At 49.8% G+C, this 20,760-nt stretch carries 16 protein-coding genes; 1 reads left to right on the forward strand and 15 read right to left on the reverse strand.

The genetic code is table 11. The features are described from left to right. Positions 1–79: 79 nt before the first annotated feature. The 15 genes from ftsZ to J2S36_RS02780 all read right to left on the reverse strand — a co-directional run bounded on the left by ftsZ (position 80) and on the right by J2S36_RS02780 (position 18,178). A complete protein-coding gene (gene ftsZ, locus J2S36_RS02710; protein ID WP_309955269.1) occupies positions 80–1,318 on the reverse strand; it encodes a cell division protein FtsZ in 1,239 nt (412 codons plus the stop codon). Positions 1,319–1,467: 149 nt separating this feature from the next. After that, entirely contained in the window at positions 1,468–2,694 is a 1,227-nt protein-coding gene (locus tag J2S36_RS02715) for a cell division protein FtsQ/DivIB (RefSeq protein ID WP_309955271.1), read from the reverse strand. Next, positions 2,695–4,092 (reverse strand): UDP-N-acetylmuramate--L-alanine ligase, encoded by a 1,398-nt coding sequence (murC, locus tag J2S36_RS02720; RefSeq protein ID WP_309955273.1) that lies wholly within the window; start codon positions 4,090–4,092, stop codon positions 2,695–2,697. A gap of 171 nt (positions 4,093–4,263) precedes the next feature. Next, positions 4,264–5,391: an undecaprenyldiphospho-muramoylpentapeptide beta-N-acetylglucosaminyltransferase gene (gene murG, locus J2S36_RS02725; RefSeq protein ID WP_309955275.1), complete on the reverse strand. Its 1,128-nt coding sequence runs from the start codon at positions 5,389–5,391 to the stop codon at positions 4,264–4,266. Then, a complete protein-coding gene (locus J2S36_RS02730; protein ID WP_309955277.1) occupies positions 5,388–6,743 on the reverse strand; it encodes an FtsW/RodA/SpoVE family cell cycle protein in 1,356 nt (451 codons plus the stop codon). The genes murG and J2S36_RS02730 overlap by 4 nt, the downstream gene beginning before the upstream one ends. After that, positions 6,743–8,269 (reverse strand): UDP-N-acetylmuramoyl-L-alanine--D-glutamate ligase, encoded by a 1,527-nt coding sequence (murD, locus tag J2S36_RS02735; RefSeq protein ID WP_309955279.1) that lies wholly within the window; start codon positions 8,267–8,269, stop codon positions 6,743–6,745. The genes J2S36_RS02730 and murD overlap by 1 nt, the downstream gene beginning before the upstream one ends. Next, positions 8,266–9,351 (reverse strand): phospho-N-acetylmuramoyl-pentapeptide-transferase, encoded by a 1,086-nt coding sequence (gene mraY, locus J2S36_RS02740; RefSeq protein ID WP_309955282.1) that lies wholly within the window; start codon positions 9,349–9,351, stop codon positions 8,266–8,268. Before mraY ends, murD begins: the two co-directional genes overlap by 4 nt. Further along, positions 9,348–10,808, reverse strand: coding sequence for a UDP-N-acetylmuramoyl-tripeptide--D-alanyl-D-alanine ligase (locus J2S36_RS02745; RefSeq protein WP_309955284.1), 1,461 nt, complete (start codon positions 10,806–10,808; stop codon positions 9,348–9,350). The genes mraY and J2S36_RS02745 overlap by 4 nt, the downstream gene beginning before the upstream one ends. Positions 10,809–11,043: 235 nt before the next feature. Next, positions 11,044–12,885 (reverse strand): peptidoglycan D,D-transpeptidase FtsI family protein, encoded by a 1,842-nt coding sequence (locus J2S36_RS02750; protein WP_309955286.1) that lies wholly within the window; start codon positions 12,883–12,885, stop codon positions 11,044–11,046. Between the two features lie 18 nt (positions 12,886–12,903). Beyond that, positions 12,904–13,305 (reverse strand): cell division protein FtsL, encoded by a 402-nt coding sequence (ftsL, locus tag J2S36_RS02755; RefSeq protein WP_309955288.1) that lies wholly within the window; start codon positions 13,303–13,305, stop codon positions 12,904–12,906. Further along, the gene (rsmH, locus tag J2S36_RS02760; RefSeq protein ID WP_309955290.1) at positions 13,302–14,351 is read right to left on the reverse strand and encodes a 16S rRNA (cytosine(1402)-N(4))-methyltransferase RsmH; all 1,050 of its coding nucleotides are present in this window, start codon (positions 14,349–14,351) and stop codon (positions 13,302–13,304) included. The genes ftsL and rsmH overlap by 4 nt, the downstream gene beginning before the upstream one ends. Positions 14,352–14,539: 188 nt before the next feature. Beyond that, a complete protein-coding gene (mraZ, locus tag J2S36_RS02765) occupies positions 14,540–14,971 on the reverse strand; it encodes a division/cell wall cluster transcriptional repressor MraZ (protein ID WP_309955292.1) in 432 nt (143 codons plus the stop codon). Between the two features lie 269 nt (positions 14,972–15,240). Continuing rightward, entirely contained in the window at positions 15,241–15,639 is a 399-nt protein-coding gene (locus J2S36_RS02770; RefSeq protein ID WP_309955294.1) for a DUF3040 domain-containing protein, read from the reverse strand. A gap of 87 nt (positions 15,640–15,726) precedes the next feature. Then, a complete protein-coding gene (gene dinB / locus J2S36_RS02775; protein ID WP_309955296.1) occupies positions 15,727–16,974 on the reverse strand; it encodes a DNA polymerase IV in 1,248 nt (415 codons plus the stop codon). Between the two features lie 31 nt (positions 16,975–17,005). After that, positions 17,006–18,178: a PAC2 family protein gene (locus J2S36_RS02780; protein WP_309955298.1), complete on the reverse strand. Its 1,173-nt coding sequence runs from the start codon at positions 18,176–18,178 to the stop codon at positions 17,006–17,008. 305 nt (positions 18,179–18,483) lie between these two features. Between J2S36_RS02780 and J2S36_RS02785 the strand changes: the two genes are divergently transcribed. Next, positions 18,484–20,721, forward strand: a complete 2,238-nt coding sequence (locus tag J2S36_RS02785) for a HelD family protein (protein ID WP_309955300.1) — start codon at positions 18,484–18,486, stop codon at positions 20,719–20,721. Positions 20,722–20,760: the final 39 nt, after the last annotated feature.

The following is a 20,760-nucleotide window of genomic DNA, read 5'->3' on the forward strand; positions in this document are numbered from 1 at the left end:
GCCGTCAGCGGGTAGAACTGCGGCGCCGAAAGGTGGCTTAGTAAATCATCCACTCAATACTTTGCAAAGTGACAAAATTTTATTCGTCATCAGAAAGCAGGAAATCCGGGATATCGATCGACGGACGCCCCGGCTTCTCGTACCTGAATGGTTGCTCTGGCTGGTAAGGTGTTTCAAAATCACGCCCTTGCACATGCGGAGCAGCAGGCGTAGCTATCGCGCCGTTCACAATTGGACGTGGTGCCACTCGTTCTGGCGCACCGCCAGGTAAATCGTATTCATCGAGCTGCGGCACCGTCGGTACTGCAGCGTTCCCCATCGGAGCATGTTTGCCTGGAGTCGTGATCGGCATTTCACCAGGCATCGTGTAATCTTCAGATTCATCAAAACCGGCCGCGATCACCGTCACACGAAGTTCATCACCAAGTGATTCATCAATAATTAAACCAACAATAATATTTGCGTTTGGATCTACCGACTCTTTCACAAGCGTGGAAGCTTCTGAGAATTCGAGCAAACTCAAATCTGTTGAGGCTGTGAATGCCAGGAGCACGCCATGCGCCCCATCAATACTCGCTTCTAGCAGTGGCGAAGAAATCGCATTCTCGGTAGCCTTTACTGCACGGTCTGGGCCACTTGCGCTACCAATCCCCATTAATGCCGTACCTGCGTCCTTCATGATTGCTTTTACATCCGCAAAATCGAGATTTACTTCGCCCGGTTTCGTGATCAGATCTGAAATTCCTTTCACCCCTGAATGAAGTACTTCATCAGCCATCCGGAAAGCTTCAATCACACCCAGCTTACTATCAGAAATCTGCAGCAAACGATCATTTGGAATCACAATCAAAGTATCGACAGCAGCGCGTAGTTCAGCAATACCAGCATCCGCATTCCGCGTACGCTGTGGCCCTTCAAAACTAAATGGACGGGTCACCACGCCTACCGTCAAAGCGCCTGAATCGCGGGCAGCTTTGGCGACCACTGGCGCAGCACCTGTACCAGTGCCGCCACCTTCACCAGCAGTCACAAAGACCATATCGGCTTGACCAATCGTTTGTGTGATCAAATCGAGATTTTCTTCTGCTGCACGACGCCCAACAGATGGATCAGCACCGGCTCCGAGCCCTTGAGAGACATCTCTGCCGATATCAAGCTTTGTTTCAGCCTCTGATTTTGTCAATGACTGATTATCGGTATTTACCGCGATAAATTCCACCCCGGCAAGCCCGTCTTGAATCATTCGATCGACGGCATTTACACCGCCACCACCAACGCCGATAACTTTGATATCAGCAGCATTTTTTGAGACTCCCATTGCTACCCTTTGCCTTTCCAAAACCTCAAGTAGAACTTGAAGTATTTACTTGATAATCTCGCGCAAAAGGTAATGGGAATCGCGTGAAAATTCGAGGATTTCGTCGGCGTGTTGAAAAAGTCAAAATTTTTCTCCACGATCACGCAACATTATTTTGCAACTGGAGCTTCTGGCAAAGACACATCAAAGCTGGTTTTCCCTGGTTCTGTCAGCAGCGAACGAAGGATCTTCGCTTTTACATCATTAAATTCGGAAATCCCCCAATTAACTGTGCGGTTATCGGTTAAATGAAATGAGAACTGCCCTGCTGGTGAATAATCTACCCGCGCAATCAGGGCACGCAGATCTGGTGCAATCACATTCAACAACTCAAGTGCAGCCTGCACTACTTGTGCTTGATCTTTATTTTCAGGCACGGGCCCTAAACGCGGAATATTGGTTAAATCATTTGCACTCACGCGCATCTTTTGCCCCGTAGCATTAACTGCCTGGCAACTATCACCTTGTGGAACACAAAACACCGGTTTCGCCATTTCTAAATTTATCCGCACCGGTGCCCCAAAGGATATTTCAAAATTCACGCTGCCAACTTCCGGGATCTGCTGCAGCTCCTGAGTAATTCCAGATTTACGCAAGAATAAAAGCGGCTCACCCGTATAATTCTGCAAAATCTTAGCTACTTGCGCTGGATCGATCGTTGACGGTGGTGTTGCGCCTTGAACCTCGACCGATTCTGGATCAAACCGAGCAAATGGTGCAAAAAGCAATATCCAAAGCGCCACCAAAATAATTCCCAGTGCGCCAAAAGAAATCCCGATTCGACGATATCTAACTCGCCGCCTTTCGTGCTTTTTCTCCGCGATCCGAGCATCCAGGGAAACCGCCGACTGTGCTTGCGCAAAGTATTTTCTCCCCATCCGGTTTTTCTGCCCGCGCACCTTTTTTCGCACCGCACTCTTGCGCCTTATGGGAAACTTTGTGTAGAGATTCTGCCGCAAATCTTGCACAGTTCGCACCAGTGCTTTCAACCGCTGTGCTTTTGCATCTTCTGCAACTGCGGATTTATTTTCCGCCGCGGTAAGCGGTACTTGTGCAAGATTCAAATCGTCCGGATCTAGATCAGTATCAGATCGATCCTGACGCGCGTTACTCCGCACAACTACATCTGAATATTCAGCTTCCTGAGCCAGATTCACTAACGGAGCCGTCGGTACAGAATCTGGCATTGTGCTCGTGGGGGCGGCACTTGCGATTTCACCACCTGCCATACTTACCTCAAACTCAGCAGGCTGCGCAAAATTTCCCGTAACTGATGTATCAGGAAGCTGCTTCGAAGACTCAGAAAATCTTTTTCGCGGCTGCTTCGGTACACGCATTTAGTTTTCCCTCGTCCGCAATTCTTGCATAATCACACTACCAAGCTCAGTTACATCACCTGCACCCATCGTAAAGATATAATCACCGGCAGCCGCCTTCGTTGCAATCATCCGTGCAGCTTCCTCCATCTCAGCCAGAAAGCTTGATCCGGGCAAAAGCTCGGCGATCACATCACCATCATCGCCGTCAGCCTTCGTTTCACGTGCTGCATAAGCACGTGTAATCACAACACTGTCGGCTAAAGCCAGCGAGCGCGCAAATTCATGCTTGAAATTGGTTGTGCGCGAATACAGATGCGGCTGGAAAAGTACGTGCACTTTCCCTGGGCAGATTTCCCGTGCTGTAGTGAGTGTAGCTGAGATTTCTGTTGGATGATGTGCATAATCATCAATTACTTTTATCCCCGCAACTTCACCGCGAATTTCAAAACGTCGCTCGATTCCGCGAAACGCAAACAGCCCTTGTGCCATTTGCGGAGCTGAAATACCTAATTCCAGCCCTGCTAACAGCGCTCCGACACCGTTGAGCAGCATATGTTTGCCTGGCAACTGCAAAGAAAGTTTCATTTCGGTACTGCCAGCGGCAGCGAAAATTCGCACAACTGCCGAATTGCTGCAAGCATCATCCGAATTTGCTGACGGATCTGCAAAATCCAATTGTGCATGTTTTTCACTGTAGTCCGGTTTTTCACCTATCCCATATGTTTGCACTCGAATCCCAAGTGCACTAGCTGCTTGCGCAAGCTGTGCGGCACCCGCATCATCGATCCCGCAAATCAATACACCGCCGGGCACAATACATTTGGCAAAATCAAGAAAAGCCTGCGCAAACTTTTCTTTCGAACCATAATGGTCAAGATGATCCGGCTCGACATTCATCACCACTGCGATCCGGGGGCGGTAATTTAAGAAAGAACCATCAGATTCATCAGCTTCAGCAACGATCACGCTCCCTGTGCCTCTGTAACCTCCAGAGATTCCACCTGCAAGTGTGCTGCCGATTGCGCGTGAGGGGTCAAGCCCAAGATCTCCCAATGCAGATGCGATCAGTGCGCTAGTTGAAGATTTTCCATGTGCTCCTGCCACCGCAATAAAATCTTTACCTTCGCTGGCAATCGCCAATGCCTGCGAACGATGAATGATACTTTGACCGCGCTGTTTCGCGATCTGCAATTCCGGATTATCCGATTTGATCGCAGACGAATAAACCACAACCGCATCTGCAGGCACATTCTTTGCATCATGACCGATTTGTGCAAGGATCCCGATTTTTGCCAAATGCTCAGTGTAAGTTGAAGCACTCCGATCCGAACCCGTCACCCTTGCTCCTGCAGCAAACAATAATTCGGCAACTACCGACATCCCTGCCCCGCCAATACCAATGAAATGATATTGCATCGTTCTTGCCCCCAGCTTCCCTTAAAATATTTCGCTCTCACATCAAATCCAGGCGTGCCATTCCACGCATTGCATCGTTAGCTCAATCAACAGCTACGCTGATGCACAGAAAATTGCCCTCGACTCTGTCTCAGTAAAATCTGAATTTATACCTGATGATTCAACAATAACCTATTGCAAAATAATTGCAGCAAGCTGACCCGCCGCATCTGCATGCGTCACCTGCCGCATCCGCGATGCCATTTGCTTTCGCAGATCGTGATTCAACAACGGCAATACCTGGCGTCGTAATTCATCCGGCGTGAAATTCGCATCCGTGATCAAAATTGCTCCGCCAGAAGCTACCACGTCAGCCGCATTCAAAGCTTGTTCACCATTACCAATCGGCAAAGGTACAAACACCGCAGGAATTCCCAAAGCACAAATTTCAGAAACCATCCCTGCTCCAGAACGCGAAATAATCAAATCCGCAAAAGCGTAAATTTCATTCATTTCCGTAACATATTCGAGTACTCGATAATTCCCCTGTACTCCCGCGATTTGCGCTTTCACTGACGCGGATTTATCTTTACCCGTTAAATGCAGAACTTGAAAACCACGATCAAGAATTTCTTGTGCACACTGCGCAACGACCTCATTGATATGCTGCGCTCCAAGCGACCCGCCGGTCACAACAAGAACTGGGAGCGCTGGATCAAAATCATATTTTACTGCCATCTGATTCCGTAACGCATCAGCTGTTTGCTGCTGTAACGTGTTTGCGAGATCACGAATTTCGAATCGAATCGGTAAGCCCGTCAGCACCGTTTTACCGCGCTTGGCACGCAAGGGCGTACTTTGAAAGGAAAGCGCCACAAATTGTGCAAAACGTGCCCCCAGCCGGTTTGCAATACCTGGGCGCGCGTTACCTTCATGCACCACAATTCGCAATTTACGCTTCCGGGCTGCAAGATAAACCGGCGGTGAGACGTATCCCCCAAAGCCCACTACCGTATCTGCCTGCACTTCGTCGAGAATTTCCCCCGCTTGGGAAATCGCATCTCGAAATTGCGAAAAAAACTTTAACGCAGCAGCATTGATCCGCCGCGGGAAAGGTACCCGGGAAATCGTTCGTAATTCATACCCGGCAGCCGGTACCAGCTCTTTTTCCAACCCGTATTCAGTACCAACAATCGTCAATCGTGTTTGCGGGCTCTGCTGCTGAATTTCTCCCGCAGTTGCCAGCAGTGGATTCACATGACCTGCCGTTCCCCCACCAGCTAAAACGATCGAACGCGGGTTCTTCTGATCTTGGCTCACTTTTTATCTGCTCCTGCACTATTCTTCAATACTGCTTTTGTCCGCGCAGCTAAACCTGCACTAACTTTGCGGTTTTCATGAACTCCTGGCACTCCACGGGCAATGCTTACTGTTACACCGACCATCATCAAATTTGCCATAATCGCTGATCCACCTTGCGAAATGAACGGAAGCGGCACTCCAAATACCGGCAGTAAACCAACGACCACCATCATATTCAGCAAACCCTGACCGCAAATCCACAAACCTGCTCCTGCCGTCAGCAATTGCCCAAAGCGCGTAGGATTATTTAGCGTAAGTCGCAAAAAGCTCCACCCCATCAGCAAGAAAAGGCTCACTACGATCAATGTCCCAATCAAACCTATTTCTTCACCAATCACCGCGAAAATAAAATCGGTATGCGCTTCCCGCAAAGAAAGCCATTTTTCTTTTCCCGCACCGATCCCGGCGCCGTTTATTCCACCTGTGCCGAATGCAAATTGGGCAAAATCAGATTGAGTTGGTGCATGTGTATCTGGCAACTCCCAAAGGTTATTGAGAAAAGATGCAACACGAGCCAGACGTGAGGGAGCAATTGCCACAAATACGCCAGCAAGCATCATCGCACCCAAAGCGCCGAAACCAATCACCCGCAAGCCAATTCCTGCAAGCCATGCCATCCCCGCGCCAATCATCACCACGATCAAAGCCGTACCCATATCGCCAGGTAAAATGATCTCCAATACAGCCAGAATAAAACCAGCTAGCGCAGGCACAAAAGAACGGAAATTCTTCGCTGCACGACCAGAAATCAACGCAAGCATATGCGCAAGCCAAACCACCATCGCCAGTTTCAAAAATTCAGACGGCTGAATTTGCACTCCCCCAATGCCCAGCCAATTTCGATTTCCATGCACTTCCACACCAAAGAGGATCACCGCCAGCTGCAAAGCAAGACCGAGCGCAAAAAACAAATGTGAAAACCGTTCCAGCAAACGATAGTCACACCGCGCCAGAATGAACGCAAAACCAATCCCGACAGTAGTAAAAAGCAGATGTTTGATCGCTACCGAGAATAAGCCAACTTCCCCACCGGAGTTATCAACAGCACGGATCGATATCGCAGAAGTAGCTGAAAATACCATCAGCACACCTAATGCAAGCAAAATTGCAGTACATGCAAGCAATACATTCACTGCATTATTCACCGCATCACGCCGTGGCGGCTGTACCTGATCCATTTCTGGAGAACGCGGAAATTGATCTTCAGCAAGCCCCGCAAAACGGGAAAAATCACCGCCGAGCTGCGGCATGGCAGATCGGTTTCCACTCACGCCGTTGCCGTTCTTTTCACGCAGATAATTCGTGCGCATTATGCATCCTCTTGCAGCTGCATTCCATCACGATGCGGTAGCTCCGCGAGTGCAGATGCACTGATTGCGCGCACTGCCGCCTGGAATTTTTCTCCCCGATCAGCGTATGAGGAGAATTGATCAAATGACGCACAGGCCGGGGCAAGCAGCACTACCGCACCTGGTTGCGCTAATTCCAGTGCCGCCTGCACTGCGTCTTTCATCGGTTCTTGCCCATCTGGGATCAGCGTATACGGGATCTCATTTTTGCTCAGTACACTTTCCCAAGGTTCCTGGTCTGTACCAATCACGATTGTATGGAAAACCCGGTCTTTTACTGCTGCTGCGAGTTCGGCAAAGTTTGCACCCTTTGCGACACCTCCCGCGATCCAAATTACCTTGCCGTCTGGCTGCGCCATGATCGCAGATTTTGCTGCATGTGCATTGGTCGCTTTCGAATCATCAATCCACCGCATCTGCGCAAACTCACCAAGATGTTCGATCCGATGCCGTCCAAGCGTAAAATCGCGCAGCGCCTGCCGAATAAAATCTGGCGCGATCCCCACAGCGCGTGCTAATGCTGCTGCCGCAATCGCGTCTTTCAACAAATGCAGCGGCAAGGGTGCATCCTGCGGCGCCAAATGCGCGATATCGGCGAGCGTAAAAAGCTCTTGCGCAGAGGCAAAACGATTCCGACAAAAAGCCCGATCGACGATAATATCATCCACCAAGCCAAACTCACCCACGCTCGGTGTGCCAATCACAAGCCCCACAGCACGCGCACCATCAGCTACATCAGCAGCGTCGACCATCTGCTGCACTTGCTGCTCACCTACCGGATACAGGCATGCCGTCTGCACATGCTCATATACTTTTGCTTTCGCTTGCCAATACTGCTCGCGGTTGCCATGCCATTCAAGATGATCATCGGCAAAGTTTAAGCACACTGACGCAGCAGGAGACATCGAATAAGTAGCTGCAAGTTGAAATGAAGAGAGCTCGATTGCAAATGCCTGCGGCGCATCAGCATCAGTCCGGATCGCTTGCGTGATCAGCGGCTCCCCAATATTGCCGGTTGCTACTGTGCCGCAGCCAGCTGCGCGGAGAATTGCGGCAAGCATTGAAGTAGTAGTAGTTTTCCCGTTTGTTCCAGTCACGCAAAGCCAAGGCGCATAGGTTTGGTCTTCCGCCACAGCACGCAGCTGCCATGCTAACTCAATCTCAGACCAAACTGGCAGCCCAGCTTCACGTAAGACCGTCCACTCATAACCGAGTTGCGCAAATCCTGGTGCGATGATCACGATCTCCGGCTGCCAGCCAAGCAACATTTGCATCAGCACTTCCGGCTTTGCCGCAGAAATTGCCATATCGATCTGCGGATCGTCAAGATATGCGCTGACGGCACTCTCTTTTGCATCCCAGACGCTGACAACCGCTTCCGTCACAGACAAGAGCGCTGCTACACACGCCCGTCCTGAAACTCCCAGCCCCAGCACGGCGATTCTTTTGCCGCTAAATGCTGCACTCCCCGGAATTGAATATTTCATTGCCGTGCCAACCATTCTGCATAAAACAAACCGATACCAATTGCTGAGAGGAAGATTTGAATCAACCAAAATCGCACTACGATCGTCACTTCTTTCCAGCCTTTCAGCTCAAAATGATGATGCAGTGGAGCCATCCGAAAGACGCGTCTGCCGGTAGCCTTAAAGAAACCAATCTGAATCACATCAGAAATCACAATCACAACGAATAAACCGCCAATGAAAATTGCAAGCATTTCCGTCTGACTCAGGATCGAGATCCCGGCAAACGCTCCACCGAGCGCCAACGATCCAGTATCTCCCATAAAAATCTTTGCTGGAGAAGTATTGTGCCAGATAAATCCGAGGCAGGCCCCCACTACTGCAGCACAGAATATCGCCAAATCGCGTGGATCACGAGCATCATAACATCCCGGGCTGATTTGCAAAGCAGAACCGCAACGTTGATATGACTGCCAAATATTGATGATCGCATAGGATCCGAAGGCAATCGCCGAAGCACCAGCTGCCAGCCCGTCAAGCCCGTCAGTCAGATTGACCGCATTTGACCACGCACTGATCAAGAAATTTGTCCAGAGAATAAAAAGGATCGTACCAGCAATGATCCCAGCGAAACCAAGAGTCAAGGGAGTATCGCGCACCAGCGAAATATGCAATGTAGCGGGAGTTTGCCCATGTTCATTCGCAAATTGGAGTGCCCCGACGGAAAATAAAATCCCCACCAGACCTTGCCCGATCATCTTTGCACGTGGGCTTAATCCCAGTGAACGTTCTTTGCTGATTTTCGTAAAATCATCAAGGAATCCGATCAGCCCCAAACCGACAAGCAGGAAAATAATCAGCCATCCAGAAACGCTGGGGATCCGTAACGAAACAAGGTTTCCCACCAGAAAGCCAAGCACGGTAGCACCAATAATGATCACGCCACCCATCGTGGGGGTACCGCGCTTTACCAGATGCGAAGTCGGCCCGTCCTCACGAATGAATTGCCCATAATGCTTGCGCTCTAAAAGCTTGATGAATACTGGAGTAAAAAAGAGCGTGATGAACAGCGCGACAGCCGTCGCGACAATAATTGAAATCATTTATTCAGCCCTTCATCCATTCCATTGATCACTTCTGCAGCGATTTGCCACACACGAGTGCCATTTGATCCCTTGAACAAAATTGCGGTATCCGGAACCACCACAGTGTGGATATCTGCGCGAAGCAAATCTACTGACACATACTCTACTACGTTTATCCCTGCTTCCCGAGCAATCGGGGTGAGCGCAAAGGCGGCTTCACCCACGAGGAATAAATCAGTTACATCTGCAGCGAGTAGCGACGGCAGAAGTGCCTGATGCTCTTGGCTGCTCACATCACCCAGTTCGAGCATTTGCCCCAGCACTACAACCTTGCGCCGATATTTTTTGCCAAGCTGCCCGAATGCCGCAATACCAGCACGCATTGAAGCCGGATTTGCATTATATGCATCATCAATCACCAGGATCTTCCCCGCTTGGTGCACATCCATCCGATGCGGACTACCTGCTTTCGCAGTTCCTAACTCGGCGCAGATCTCTAAAAACGGGACTCCCAAAGATGCAGCAACTGCACTTGCAGCCAATGCATTTGAGATATTATGCAGACCTGGCAGACCTAATTCACATTCTGCACTCTCCCCTGCCAAATGCAATGTAAAGCTTGGGCGAGCAGCATTTGCGGAAATATTTACAGCCTGCGCCAAAATCTGATTTGGATCATCCTGATCATTTTCTTTCCTTGGCATTGCCGAAAAATATTGCACCTGGCAATTTGCTTGCGCACTCATTTTCGCCACATTCGGATCGTCTGCGTTGAGCAACACCATCCCGTCAGGAGCCGTACCATGAATTATTTGCGCCTTTTCCTGAATCGTATTTTCCAGCGAACCGAAAGCACCCAAATGCGCTTTCGCCACCGCCAACACCACACTCACATCAAGCGGTGCAATATCGGTTAAATAGCTGATATTGCCAAGCCGATCTGCTCCCATTTCGAGCACCAGTGAAGCTGTCTGAAAATCGGCACGCAGGACAGTTAGCGCTAAACCAATTTCGTTATTAAAAGAGTTCGGCGGAGCAACCACATTCCCGCGATGCGTCAAGATCTTCGCCAGGAGATCCTTGGTGGTGGTCTTGCCTACTGAGCCCGTGATCCCAATTACTTTCAAATCTGCATGGGTCTGCGCACGCAAGTACGCCAACCAGGATTTTGCTAATTGCCCAAGCGCATATACGGGATCAGCGACCAAGATCAAGCGCTCTGGCGGTGCCCCAGATTTTTGCGCAAGAGCCGGATTTGCAGTGAGCACTGCCGTCGCACCAGCTGCTAATGCTGCCTGCGCGTACTCGTTTCCATCTGTACGTTCACCAGTGATCGCCACAAAGAGCTCACCGCCAGTGATTTGCCGATTATCAGTCACCACACCAGAAATTCGCAGTTGCCTAAAAGCATCATCTGCTCCTGCCAGCTGCCCCTGAACAGCTCGCAAAACTTCTGCAACTGAAAGATTTACCATTAGTTTTGCAGCCTTTCCTTACCCTCACGTCTCATCTGCACGCAGATCTTAATCTCTTGAAAATACTGAATTTATTTAATGCACCGAGTACAAATATTCTAACTTTGCAAGTAGTTTTCTCCGCGAATCAACACCACTTTCAAGTTTGCGTCCCAAACGTCCACATTTTCCATCTTCGCACGCGTCTCCCTCCGCACTTCACGATCACGCATCCTCATGCCGCTACTTAAGCTCTTTAACGCACGATCCACGGATAATCAACCATCGTTTGTGAAGACGGAGGAACTCCCATCTTCCGCATCGCAAACTGTGCTAATTTGGCAAATACTGGCGCAGAAATAACTTCACCATAGCCGTTTCCACCAGGTGTATGCGCCACTACCGCCACCGCGATTTTCGGGTCTTCAGCTGGAATCAGCCCAATGTATGTACCGTTGATTGCAACAAGCTGCCCGGCAGCGTTGATTACTTCTGCGGTACCCGTTTTGCCTGCAACATTATAATTTGGCACGCGGGCTTTAGTGCCACCAGCTCCATCTTTGGTCGTCTCGTGCATTAAATTCAGCATTGTTTTCGCAGATTCTGGGCTGATCACCTGCTTTGGGGTACCTGGGACGGTCGGCTGGTAGCGTCCGTCTTTTTCATAGATTCCATCCACAATATGCACTGGATGAGCTACACCGCCACTGCCAAAAATATTTGCACTGACGGCAAGCTGGAGCGGCGTGACCGCATATCCTTGCCCGAACATTGTAGTGTAATTCGTGCGCTGATCCCATTTTCGGTAATCATTGAGGATCCCCGCTTCTTCCGCTGGAAGCTCGATTCCCGTCCGCTGACCGGTACCAAAAGCCTGCAAATACTCATATCGAGTTTTCCGATCCATCGTCATCCCGATTTGCACGGTACCGGTATTGTACGAATGCGCCAGAATTGCTGCAACAGTGGTCTTAGCGGTGGCATGCGGAGCATAATCCTTGATAATTTCACCTTCCGGAGTGGTGAAAGTTGAAGCCGTCACAAATGGGGTATATGGATTGATCTTTCCCAAATCGATCGCCGAAGCCATCGTAATAGTTTTTCCTGTCGAACCTGGTTCGATCACCGCGCCGATTGAATTTGCCGTATATGACGATACCTTCTGCTTTCCAACATTATTCGGATCATATGCCATCGTATCTGCCATTGCTAAGACGCGCCCAGTGTGGGTTTCGAGCACAACCGCACTACCCCAATCTGAACCATGCTTTTGAATTGATTCGCGCAAGGCATCTTCGGTTACCTGCTGCAAATCACGGTCAATTGTCAGCTTCACCGTACGCCCATCTTGCGGCTCAACCTCATTGCGTTGCGCATTGGGGAAAATCGTGCCGTCAGGCCCAACCTCAACCTGCAAACTTCCGTCAGTACCCGAAAGGACGTCTTCAAATTTTTGTTCGATCCCTGCCCTGCCAACTAACTTATCGCTTTCAGCAGTGCGGCCAACAAATCCCAATACCGCCCCGGCAAGTGCACCATTTGGATACACCCGTTCCATATAACGCTCACCGAAAATGCCGTGAATTGCGAGTTTCTCGATTTCCTGCATTTCCTTCACACTAAGACCAGCTTTGATCAGCGCAAACTGATTTTTCGTCTTTCCGCCATGCAGTTCTCCAGCGAGTTCGGCTTCATCAAGCTTGAGTAATGGTGCCAAGATCTTTGCTGCCGCCGCCGCTCCGGTGCCGGTCAGTTGATCCTGTTCGTCATAAACTTGAAAATCTTGAATCGCTTTCTGATCAACGCGCAAATTATAGTGTGGCACTGAGCTTGCCAGCACGGCTCCGGCATTATCGACGATATTGCCGCGTAAAGCTTGCTGCTGATAATTTCGGGCACGGAATTTATGTGCTGTTTTTGCTAATGCGTCTGCATGCACTGCCTGTAAGACGATCAGCCTTCCAACGAGCAAAATCGCCATCACTAAGACGATTGCGATAACTGCCCGCAATCGCTTATGCGTAGTGGCGCGCGCCAAGCGCATCGGATCAGCGCTCCGGGAAGAATTCTGCTTTCGATCTTGCAAAACCGAATCCATCTAATACCCAAACTAAGTTTACTTTTTCGCTTGTGCCGCACCCGACACAAGCCCGCTTGTTAAATCGATATACCGGATTTGCTCTGCTGGCACCATCTCGAATTTTTGCGCACGCTCATGCAACACTGCCGGGGTTTCTAGCCGTGCAACGTCTTCGCGTAATCCCTCCAAACCTGATTGCAGCTCGTTGAGCTCCACAGTGGCAGATTTGATCTCGTAAGCGCCTTGAATCATCACCGTGTTTAAGGCAAATGCACCGCCGATCGCCCCCGCAAAAATTCCGGTACACACTGCAACAGTACGAAAATAGCCCCGCGAAGGCAGCGGACTTGGCACGACCGATAATCCTGGAACTGCAATAACTGGGCGTGATGCACGCGCCCAGTTCCGCCGGGCGATTGCATGTGATTGCGCATTCATCGGGCGCCTCCTCGATTTATTGGACGAACAGATTGTTGGAGATGAGAATCCTGCAAAAGTAAATGTTTTGGTGTGAGCCGGATCCGCTCTATGCCACGCAAACGAACCGAGCGCGAACGTGGATTCAGCTCGATCTCTGCCGCATCAGCCTTCATCGCTCCGCGGACGAGCGCTTGCAAATACGGTTGGTGATCGGATAACTCCACTGGTAAACCAGGAGGAGTAGTAGATTTGAGCCCTTTATTGAACGCTTCTTTCACAATGCGGTCTTCAAGGGAGTGGTAGGATTCCACTACTAACCGTCCATTCACTGCGAGCGCTGCAATCGCATCGTGGATGCTGCTTTGCAAAATCTCAAGCTCATTATTTACCGCGATCCGCAAAGCCTGGAAAGTTCGTTTTGCCGGATTACCACCAGTACGTTTCGCTTTCTCGGGAAGTACTGCGCGAATCAATTCCACCAGTTCTCCTGTGGTTTCCAGCGGGCGTTGCATTCGCTGCCGCACGATTTGCCCGGCAATTTTCGCTGCATACTTTTCTTCGCCGTAAATGCGGAGAATTTTTGTCAGTTCGCCAACAGTAGCCGTCGCCAATAAATCTCTCGCGCTCACGCCGCTTTGCGGATCCATCCGCATATCCAATGGCGCATCATGGATATAAGAGAATCCGCGATGTGGCGTATCTAGCTGGAGTGAAGAGACACCTAAATCCATTAGGATCGCATTGACTTTACCGTTGCACCCAAATTCTGCAGCCACCTGTGCCACCTGATCATAGGTAGTTTGCACAGCTTGGAAACGCGATCCGAAACTTTTCAGGCGTTGTGATGCCAGCTCGATCGCATCACGGTCACGATCAATCCCAATTACCTGCACATGCGGGTTTGCTGCCAGGATCGCCTCAGAGTGCCCGCCCATTCCTAAAGTGCAATCAATCAATACCGCGCCCGGAGTAGCAATCGCTGGCGAAAGCAGCTCCACGCACGTACGCAAAAGCACAGGTTGGTGCAATGCATTATGCGCTGCTGGGACCTGCTGCTGAGCCATTTTTACCTTCCAAATTCGTTTTCGATAGCGATTGCGGGCAAAAAGCAAACTTTTCGATCAACTTCGAAAAGTTTGCAGTTGAGCTGATCAGCTCGCGGTCAGTACACCTGCTTCCGTCACCGACTTGCAGTCGGGGAATCACCGCAAAGCAGTGACAGAAACACATGCACTCACCTGTGAATGAAGTTTTAGAAGATTCCCGGGATAAGTTCATCTTCACGATCAGCAAAATCGTCTTCATTCGAGCCCAAATATGCATTCCATGCATCTTGCGCCCAAACTTCAACGCGATCGCCGGTGCCAATGACCACCAGGTCCCGTTCTAAACCAGCGTAAGCACGAAGCATGGACGGTACCGTGACACGCCCTTGCTTGTCAGGGATCTGATCATTTGCACCAGAGAGAAAGATTCGCGTGTACGTACGCGCTTCTTTTGACGTCATTGGAGCTTGCTGTAGCTTTGCCAGCACATCTTCAAAAGTCGCCATTGGGAAAACGTAAAGACACCGTTCCTGCCCTCGGGTGATGACCAATCCACCAGCGAGCTGATCACGAAATTTTGCCGGGAGAATAATGCGTCCTTTGTCATCGAGCTTTGGCTCATATGTACCTAAAAACACAGCACTCCCCCTTTCGAGATCTTTAGACTCCACTTTACTCCACTTTGAGCCACATGCAAGCTCAAATAAATGCGTTTCATATATAGTTTTCTTGAATTATAGCCAAAAAATAGGGTGGAGGGATTTTTAGAAAAATGACTCGAATTTGGGTAAAAGAAAGGCCCGTCCGCAAATAAAAGCGGTTCGAGCCAATCTCAAAGCGTAATATTTACTTGTGAATCAGTTAGCTTCCCTCCCGTAAAACGCGATGCGTAACACTCACAGAGACATCAGGAACGGTTGCCATCCTGCATCCGCTTCACCCACTCTTCAGCCTGCCGCTGCATAAAGCCACCCGCACGATCATCTTTCGGACCCTGCCCACGATGTGGCTTGCCACCCCGAAATGGCTTTTTCTGGAAGCCCAAACTCAAATACCAGAATCCTGCAAATACAATAATCACGCCAGCAACACCAATTATAAGAAATTCCGTTGCCACGCCAGCCAGCACAGTTAGTAAGCCAGCTACTGCAATAATCAATCCAAGAATCAGATTCTTCGCCGCCACCGCCCAACGCATTGGCACACCATTTTCACGCGCAAGCGCATCTGCAAATTGCGCATCAGTATCTCCCAGTTGCGATTCAAGATCTGCAAGCATCTGGCGTTCATACTCTGAAAGAGCCATTGTTCTCCCCTAGCTGGATTGGAAAAGGTATTTTCAGGATATCCTATCCTGGAAGCATTCGTGTAGCACACCATTTAACCGCCCGTTTCATCCCCGCGATTCCCCTGACGGTAATTCCGGCTTTGCATCACGATTGCACAAAGTAGCTAAACTCAAAGCCTCCATACCGTACTTTTCACGCACCGAATCGATCGCCCTTGCCGCAGCTTCACTTCTCTGATCAGCGTCTAAGGGATCCTGCACTGCTTGCATCCGGCTTTGCAGATTTGCCACCCGCACCCCAATCAACCTGATCCCACTTGCTGGAAAAGGAAGCTGCGAAAACAAATGCACAGCCGCCGAATATATTTCCAGACCTAAAAATGTAGCGCTTTGCAGCGAACGAGAACGTGTGATCGTCTCGAATTTTCCGGTACGAATTTTCAGTGAGACATTCAATGCCCGTAGCCCTTCCCTGCGCAAACGGCAAGCGAGTTCTTCAGATTGCGCCAGCAATGCCCGGTGCACCTTTGGCATTGAAGTAATTGGATCGAAAAAAGTTTGCTCCCGACTCAGCGATTTCTCTTCACGAGAATCAACCACAGAGCGTGAATCTTGGTTCGTTGCCAATGCATATATTTTCGCCCCAGCCGCTTGACCAACAATCGCCTGCAGCCGCCGCACTCCCACAGCATGTACATCAGTTACTGATTCAATACCTCGCTGCATTAACCGTTGCGCAGTTTTCTCTCCCACACCCCATAGTGCACTGATCGGCAGAAGATCCAGAAATTCTTGCGAACACGCAGCTGGGACGAGTAGCAGCCCATCTGGTTTGGCATGAGTGGAAGCAAGTTTTGCTAAATGCTTCGTATTCGCGATCCCAATCGATGCTGGTACTCCCACCTCATTCCGGATACGTGCACGCAATGATTTCGCAATTGTCAGCGGAGAACCAAATAGCTTTCGCACACCACCTACATCAATGAATGCCTCATCAACAGATATTTGCTCAATTAACGGAGTAACTTGCGCAAATATTGCCATGATCTGGGCAGAAACCGCACGATATTTTTCCATATTCACAGGAAGCAGAATCAAATCTGGGCATAGCTTTTTTGCACGCGCCACTGGCATTGCCGAATTAACACCATACTCACGTGCCGCATAAGAAGCAGCAGATATTACTCCACGTTCGTGCCCGCCCACCGCTACAGGTTTCCCATGCAAGTGCGGCTGATCGAGTAGTTCTACCGAAACGAAAAACGCATCCATATCAATATGTAAAATTGGGGTCGCCGAATCATCATCGCCCCAATCACGTTTCACATCCGAGATTCGTACACCACGTGACATTATCCACCGTTGCTATTGCGAGATCTGAATTTTACCAATGATGCTTTCCACGCCGTTTATTTCGCGGATTTTCCCCTGCAGCAGTGCCGGAAGCTGAGTCTTGCCGACCTTCACTTTCAATCTCTCTCGATCCAGAATCATCTTTTGCTGCTTGCTCCTGCTGTGATTGCCGAGAAGCACGCACACCAAAATCAAATCCGAAAAGTTTTCCGGCAAAGCTTCGTTTCGACTGTTCAGATGAGATTTGCTGCTGCGAAGGCTGCTCCTCGATCACATCCGCAAGTTGGCTTTGCGCATGCACAGCAAGGAATTTTTCCGCTGCTCTGCCAATTTCCTCCATACTAGGCACCTGCATCAGCTCAGTATCTGAAGTTGCAAATGCCTGCTCACTTGGATTAGCGTCATACTCTCTTTCAAGCATCGTAATCAAGTCGTTTAAATCTGGATTTTGCTCGATCAACTCGCCATACGTTACCAGCGCACGCTCCGCAAATTGTTCAAGATCCCCCACCGGCAGCTTTGGCCCGCCTAAATCTGCTGTCATCCGCACTGCCGCGAGCGCACCGGAAAGAAATGGTTCGCCAATTTGCACGAGATAGAATGGCACGCGAACACGCACATTCGTCACACTCACACCATGTTTCCCAGCATAAAATTCAAAATAATCGGATAACGAGCCAGGGTGCACCGCTTTGCCCGGCACATATTTTACATTTTCGCGTAATTGCGTAGAACGCAACAGCATATCAGCTGGTCGTGTATGCGGAATAGTTGCTGGCATGGCGGAAAAAGAAATCACATCAGCGATTTTGAATCTGTTAATCACATCCAATAATGCCCGGCTCACACTCTCCCAGCGATAATCGGGTTCCTGCCCGGAAAGATAAAGAAAATTTTCTCCTTCAATATCAGTAACCAGACTGAGCCGTAATTCTGGCTGCACCAAGGATTCCAGCTTTCCGTCACGATAATTGACGATCGGACGCTGGGCCCGAAAATCAAAAAGTTCATCTGCCGGAAAGGTCCCAATTTTTACAGAATCAAGATCTGAAATTGTGGCATCAAGCGCTTGCGTCACTTGCCCTGCAGCCGTGAGCGAGTCCAAGGTATTGATAATGAGATACTTTGCCGATAAATCATTACGCGTATTCTCGTATTGGATCATACTCAACGGCTCCAGCCCCTTCCGTTCTTGAGCAATCATGACACTCTAAACCTTCATTTCATCGTAGTCTATTTCGCAGCCACTATGCCACAAAGACCAAGAAAGCTCGCCCACACACTACCCGCATCGCCACAAATTAAATGCTGTTAGCTGACGGATCAAACTTTCTCCAATTACGATTCCGTATCCCGCTGTGAAACATCTCAACCCCGAGAGAGGATGACCCAGCGGTAAAACTGCGAGATAATAGAAAGCCGCATTTTCTTTCACTCGCACTGCCGAAATTCTCTGCAGTGCAAAAATTTGCGGCTGATACAGGGCACCAATGGCTAAGGAGTTATTTCGTGACCGCTTCGGAACATGCAGAAAATGCGACACATTGCAAAGCGCTGGCGAGCGAACAGGAATTTGTTGATTCCGCATACCAAAATCTGGATCAGCAAATACAGCACTATGAGCAAAAGCTGGCTGGCATTAGACGCGGCGGAGCACAGGGCACTCCTGGAGCTCGCTCTGAACGAGATTCTTTTGCCACGCACTATGAAAATAATCTTCTCCGGCTGCGAAATGTTGAACATCGGCTCGTGCTCGGTCGGCTTGATTTTCATACCGCACCAGCGATCCATATCGGCCGCACCACTTTGCGCGATCATCAGCAAAACATCGTCCTTACGGATTGGCGGGCACCACAATCAGAACCGTTTTATCAAGCCACATCGCAACACCGCATGGATGTGATCCGCCGACGGCATATCCAAACACGGATGCGTAAGGTGATAAACGTCGAGGATGAGCTTTTAGCTGACAGCAACACGGATACTTCAGCGCTTAACCTGACTGGCGAAGGCGCCCTTTTCGCTGCAATGAACAAAGCCCGTGACGGAAAAATGGGCGATATCGTAGCCACGATCCAAGCCGAACAAGATCAAATCATTCGCTCCTCAGCCAAAGGAATCTTGGTCGTACAAGGCGGGCCGGGCACTGGGAAGACGGCTGTTGCGCTACATCGTGCGGCATATCTGCTCTACACCTATCGGAAACAATTTGCACATAGCGGCGTGCTGATCATCGGTCCGTCAAAGCGCTTCTTGCAATATATCGATCAGGTACTTCCTTCCCTAGGCGAATCAGATGTGGTTGCATGTACCATTGATGAGCTATTCCCTGGGGTGATCCCAACAATCACTGAAAGCTTGACCGTTACGAAGATCAAAAGTGACGAAATCTGGGCAAAAATTGCTGCCCGCGCAGTGCGCGAAGTACTGCAAAAACCACTTCGGAAAACGATCTCATTCAACGTTTCTGGCACAAAAATTTTGCTTACTCCAGCAGATGTGGAGGCAGCTCAAGCACGTGCGCGACGCAGCGGGAAAACACATAACGAAGCTTGGGAGAAATATGCGCAGCAACTTGTGGAGCTCCTTGCACAGCGTCTTGCTGCTGCACGCGAAGTAAATCTCGCCGACGACGACTGGATTATCAGCGATATTGCATCCGACCCTGAAATCCGGCGTGCGGTCAATTTACATTGGTTGCCAGCTTCTCCCCAATGGCTTCTTGCGCATATCCTCAAATGGCCCGAGATTTTAGCCCGGATCGCCCCGGAGCTATCACCTGCGCAACGGGAAGCTTTGCAGCGCGAGAAGGATTCAGGATTCAGTGCAGCTGATATCCCGCTGCTTGATGAATTAGCACAATATCTTGGACCGTTTGAAAGTGCTTCACAGCGTGCTACTCGTTTGGCTAGTTCTGCACAAAATGCACAAACAAGTGAATATATTTCGCAAACGATGAACTCGTTAAATCTGGGTGAGGGGATCATCAATTCACAAACACTTCATGAACGTCTCTCTGCTGCTAGTGATCATGCATCACTTGCCGAGAAAGCACTCAACGATCGCACCTGGACGTATGGGCATATCGTGATCGATGAAGCGCAAGAGCTGACCGCAATGCAGTGGCGGATGGTGGCGCGGAGAAATCCGCGCCGTTCAATGACGATCGTTGGTGATTTAGACCAGCGACGGACTGGCGCGCCTACCGGAGGATGGAGCGAAACGCTTCGCAGGCTCGCAGATAATCTCGAAATCAAGCGCTTGACGATCAGTTACCGCACTCCGCGTTCAATTCTTGACGCAGCAGCTACTAAAATGCGTGAGATCGGGAGTCCTGTCTCCCCGGTAAAAGCCGTGCGTGATATTCCTGGTGCATATCAGGAAAGCGAAATCACCACTCACGATTTTGCGCGCAAGCTGACGCAAATCGCTGCCGCCAAGATCGCAGATTTAACGCGTGAATATGGTCCAGGATACGGCACACTGGCAATTATCGCGCCCGATAGTTTACTTTCACGCGTGATGGCAACTTTCAGCAACGAGCTGGATCACGAGCTAAAAAATGCTTTTTCCACTGGTCAAATTAGCGTGATCAATGCACGTACTGCCAAAGGGCTTGAATTTGATGCGGTGATCATGCTCGCTCCAGAGCAAATTTTAGCTGGCGGAAGCGGGGATCTATATGTGGCAATGACCCGCGCTACAAAATCAATGCAAGTGTTGGAAATTGTAAATTCGCCACAATAATTTAATTTTTCACGCAATCACTAAACCAGTGAATTAGCA

Origin of the sequence: Arcanobacterium hippocoleae, from assembly GCF_031456295.1 — a bacterium.
Classification (GTDB): domain Bacteria; phylum Actinomycetota; class Actinomycetes; order Actinomycetales; family Actinomycetaceae; genus Arcanobacterium_A; species Arcanobacterium_A hippocoleae.

Coding starts and splice junctions, on each gene's coding strand:
- murC (WP_309955273.1), bottom strand. CDS start 4,092: ATGCAATATCATTTCATTGGTATTGGCGGGGCAGGGATGTCGGTAGTT.
- ftsL (WP_309955288.1), bottom strand. CDS start 13,305: ATGAATGCGCAATCACATGCAATCGCCCGGCGGAACTGGGCGCGTGCA.
- J2S36_RS02770 (WP_309955294.1), bottom strand. CDS start 15,639: ATGGCTCTTTCAGAGTATGAACGCCAGATGCTTGCAGATCTTGAATCG.
- dinB (WP_309955296.1), bottom strand. CDS start 16,974: ATGTCACGTGGTGTACGAATCTCGGATGTGAAACGTGATTGGGGCGAT.
- rsmH (WP_309955290.1), bottom strand. CDS start 14,351: ATGGCTCAGCAGCAGGTCCCAGCAGCGCATAATGCATTGCACCAACCT.
- ftsZ (WP_309955269.1), bottom strand. CDS start 1,318: ATGGGAGTCTCAAAAAATGCTGCTGATATCAAAGTTATCGGCGTTGGT.
- J2S36_RS02730 (WP_309955277.1), bottom strand. CDS start 6,743: ATGCGCACGAATTATCTGCGTGAAAAGAACGGCAACGGCGTGAGTGGA.
- murD (WP_309955279.1), bottom strand. CDS start 8,269: ATGAAATATTCAATTCCGGGGAGTGCAGCATTTAGCGGCAAAAGAATC.
- J2S36_RS02750 (WP_309955286.1), bottom strand. CDS start 12,885: ATGGATTCGGTTTTGCAAGATCGAAAGCAGAATTCTTCCCGGAGCGCT.
- J2S36_RS02745 (WP_309955284.1), bottom strand. CDS start 10,808: ATGGTAAATCTTTCAGTTGCAGAAGTTTTGCGAGCTGTTCAGGGGCAG.
- J2S36_RS02780 (WP_309955298.1), bottom strand. CDS start 18,178: ATGATTGCTCAAGAACGGAAGGGGCTGGAGCCGTTGAGTATGATCCAA.
- J2S36_RS02715 (WP_309955271.1), bottom strand. CDS start 2,694: ATGCGTGTACCGAAGCAGCCGCGAAAAAGATTTTCTGAGTCTTCGAAG.
- mraY (WP_309955282.1), bottom strand. CDS start 9,351: ATGATTTCAATTATTGTCGCGACGGCTGTCGCGCTGTTCATCACGCTC.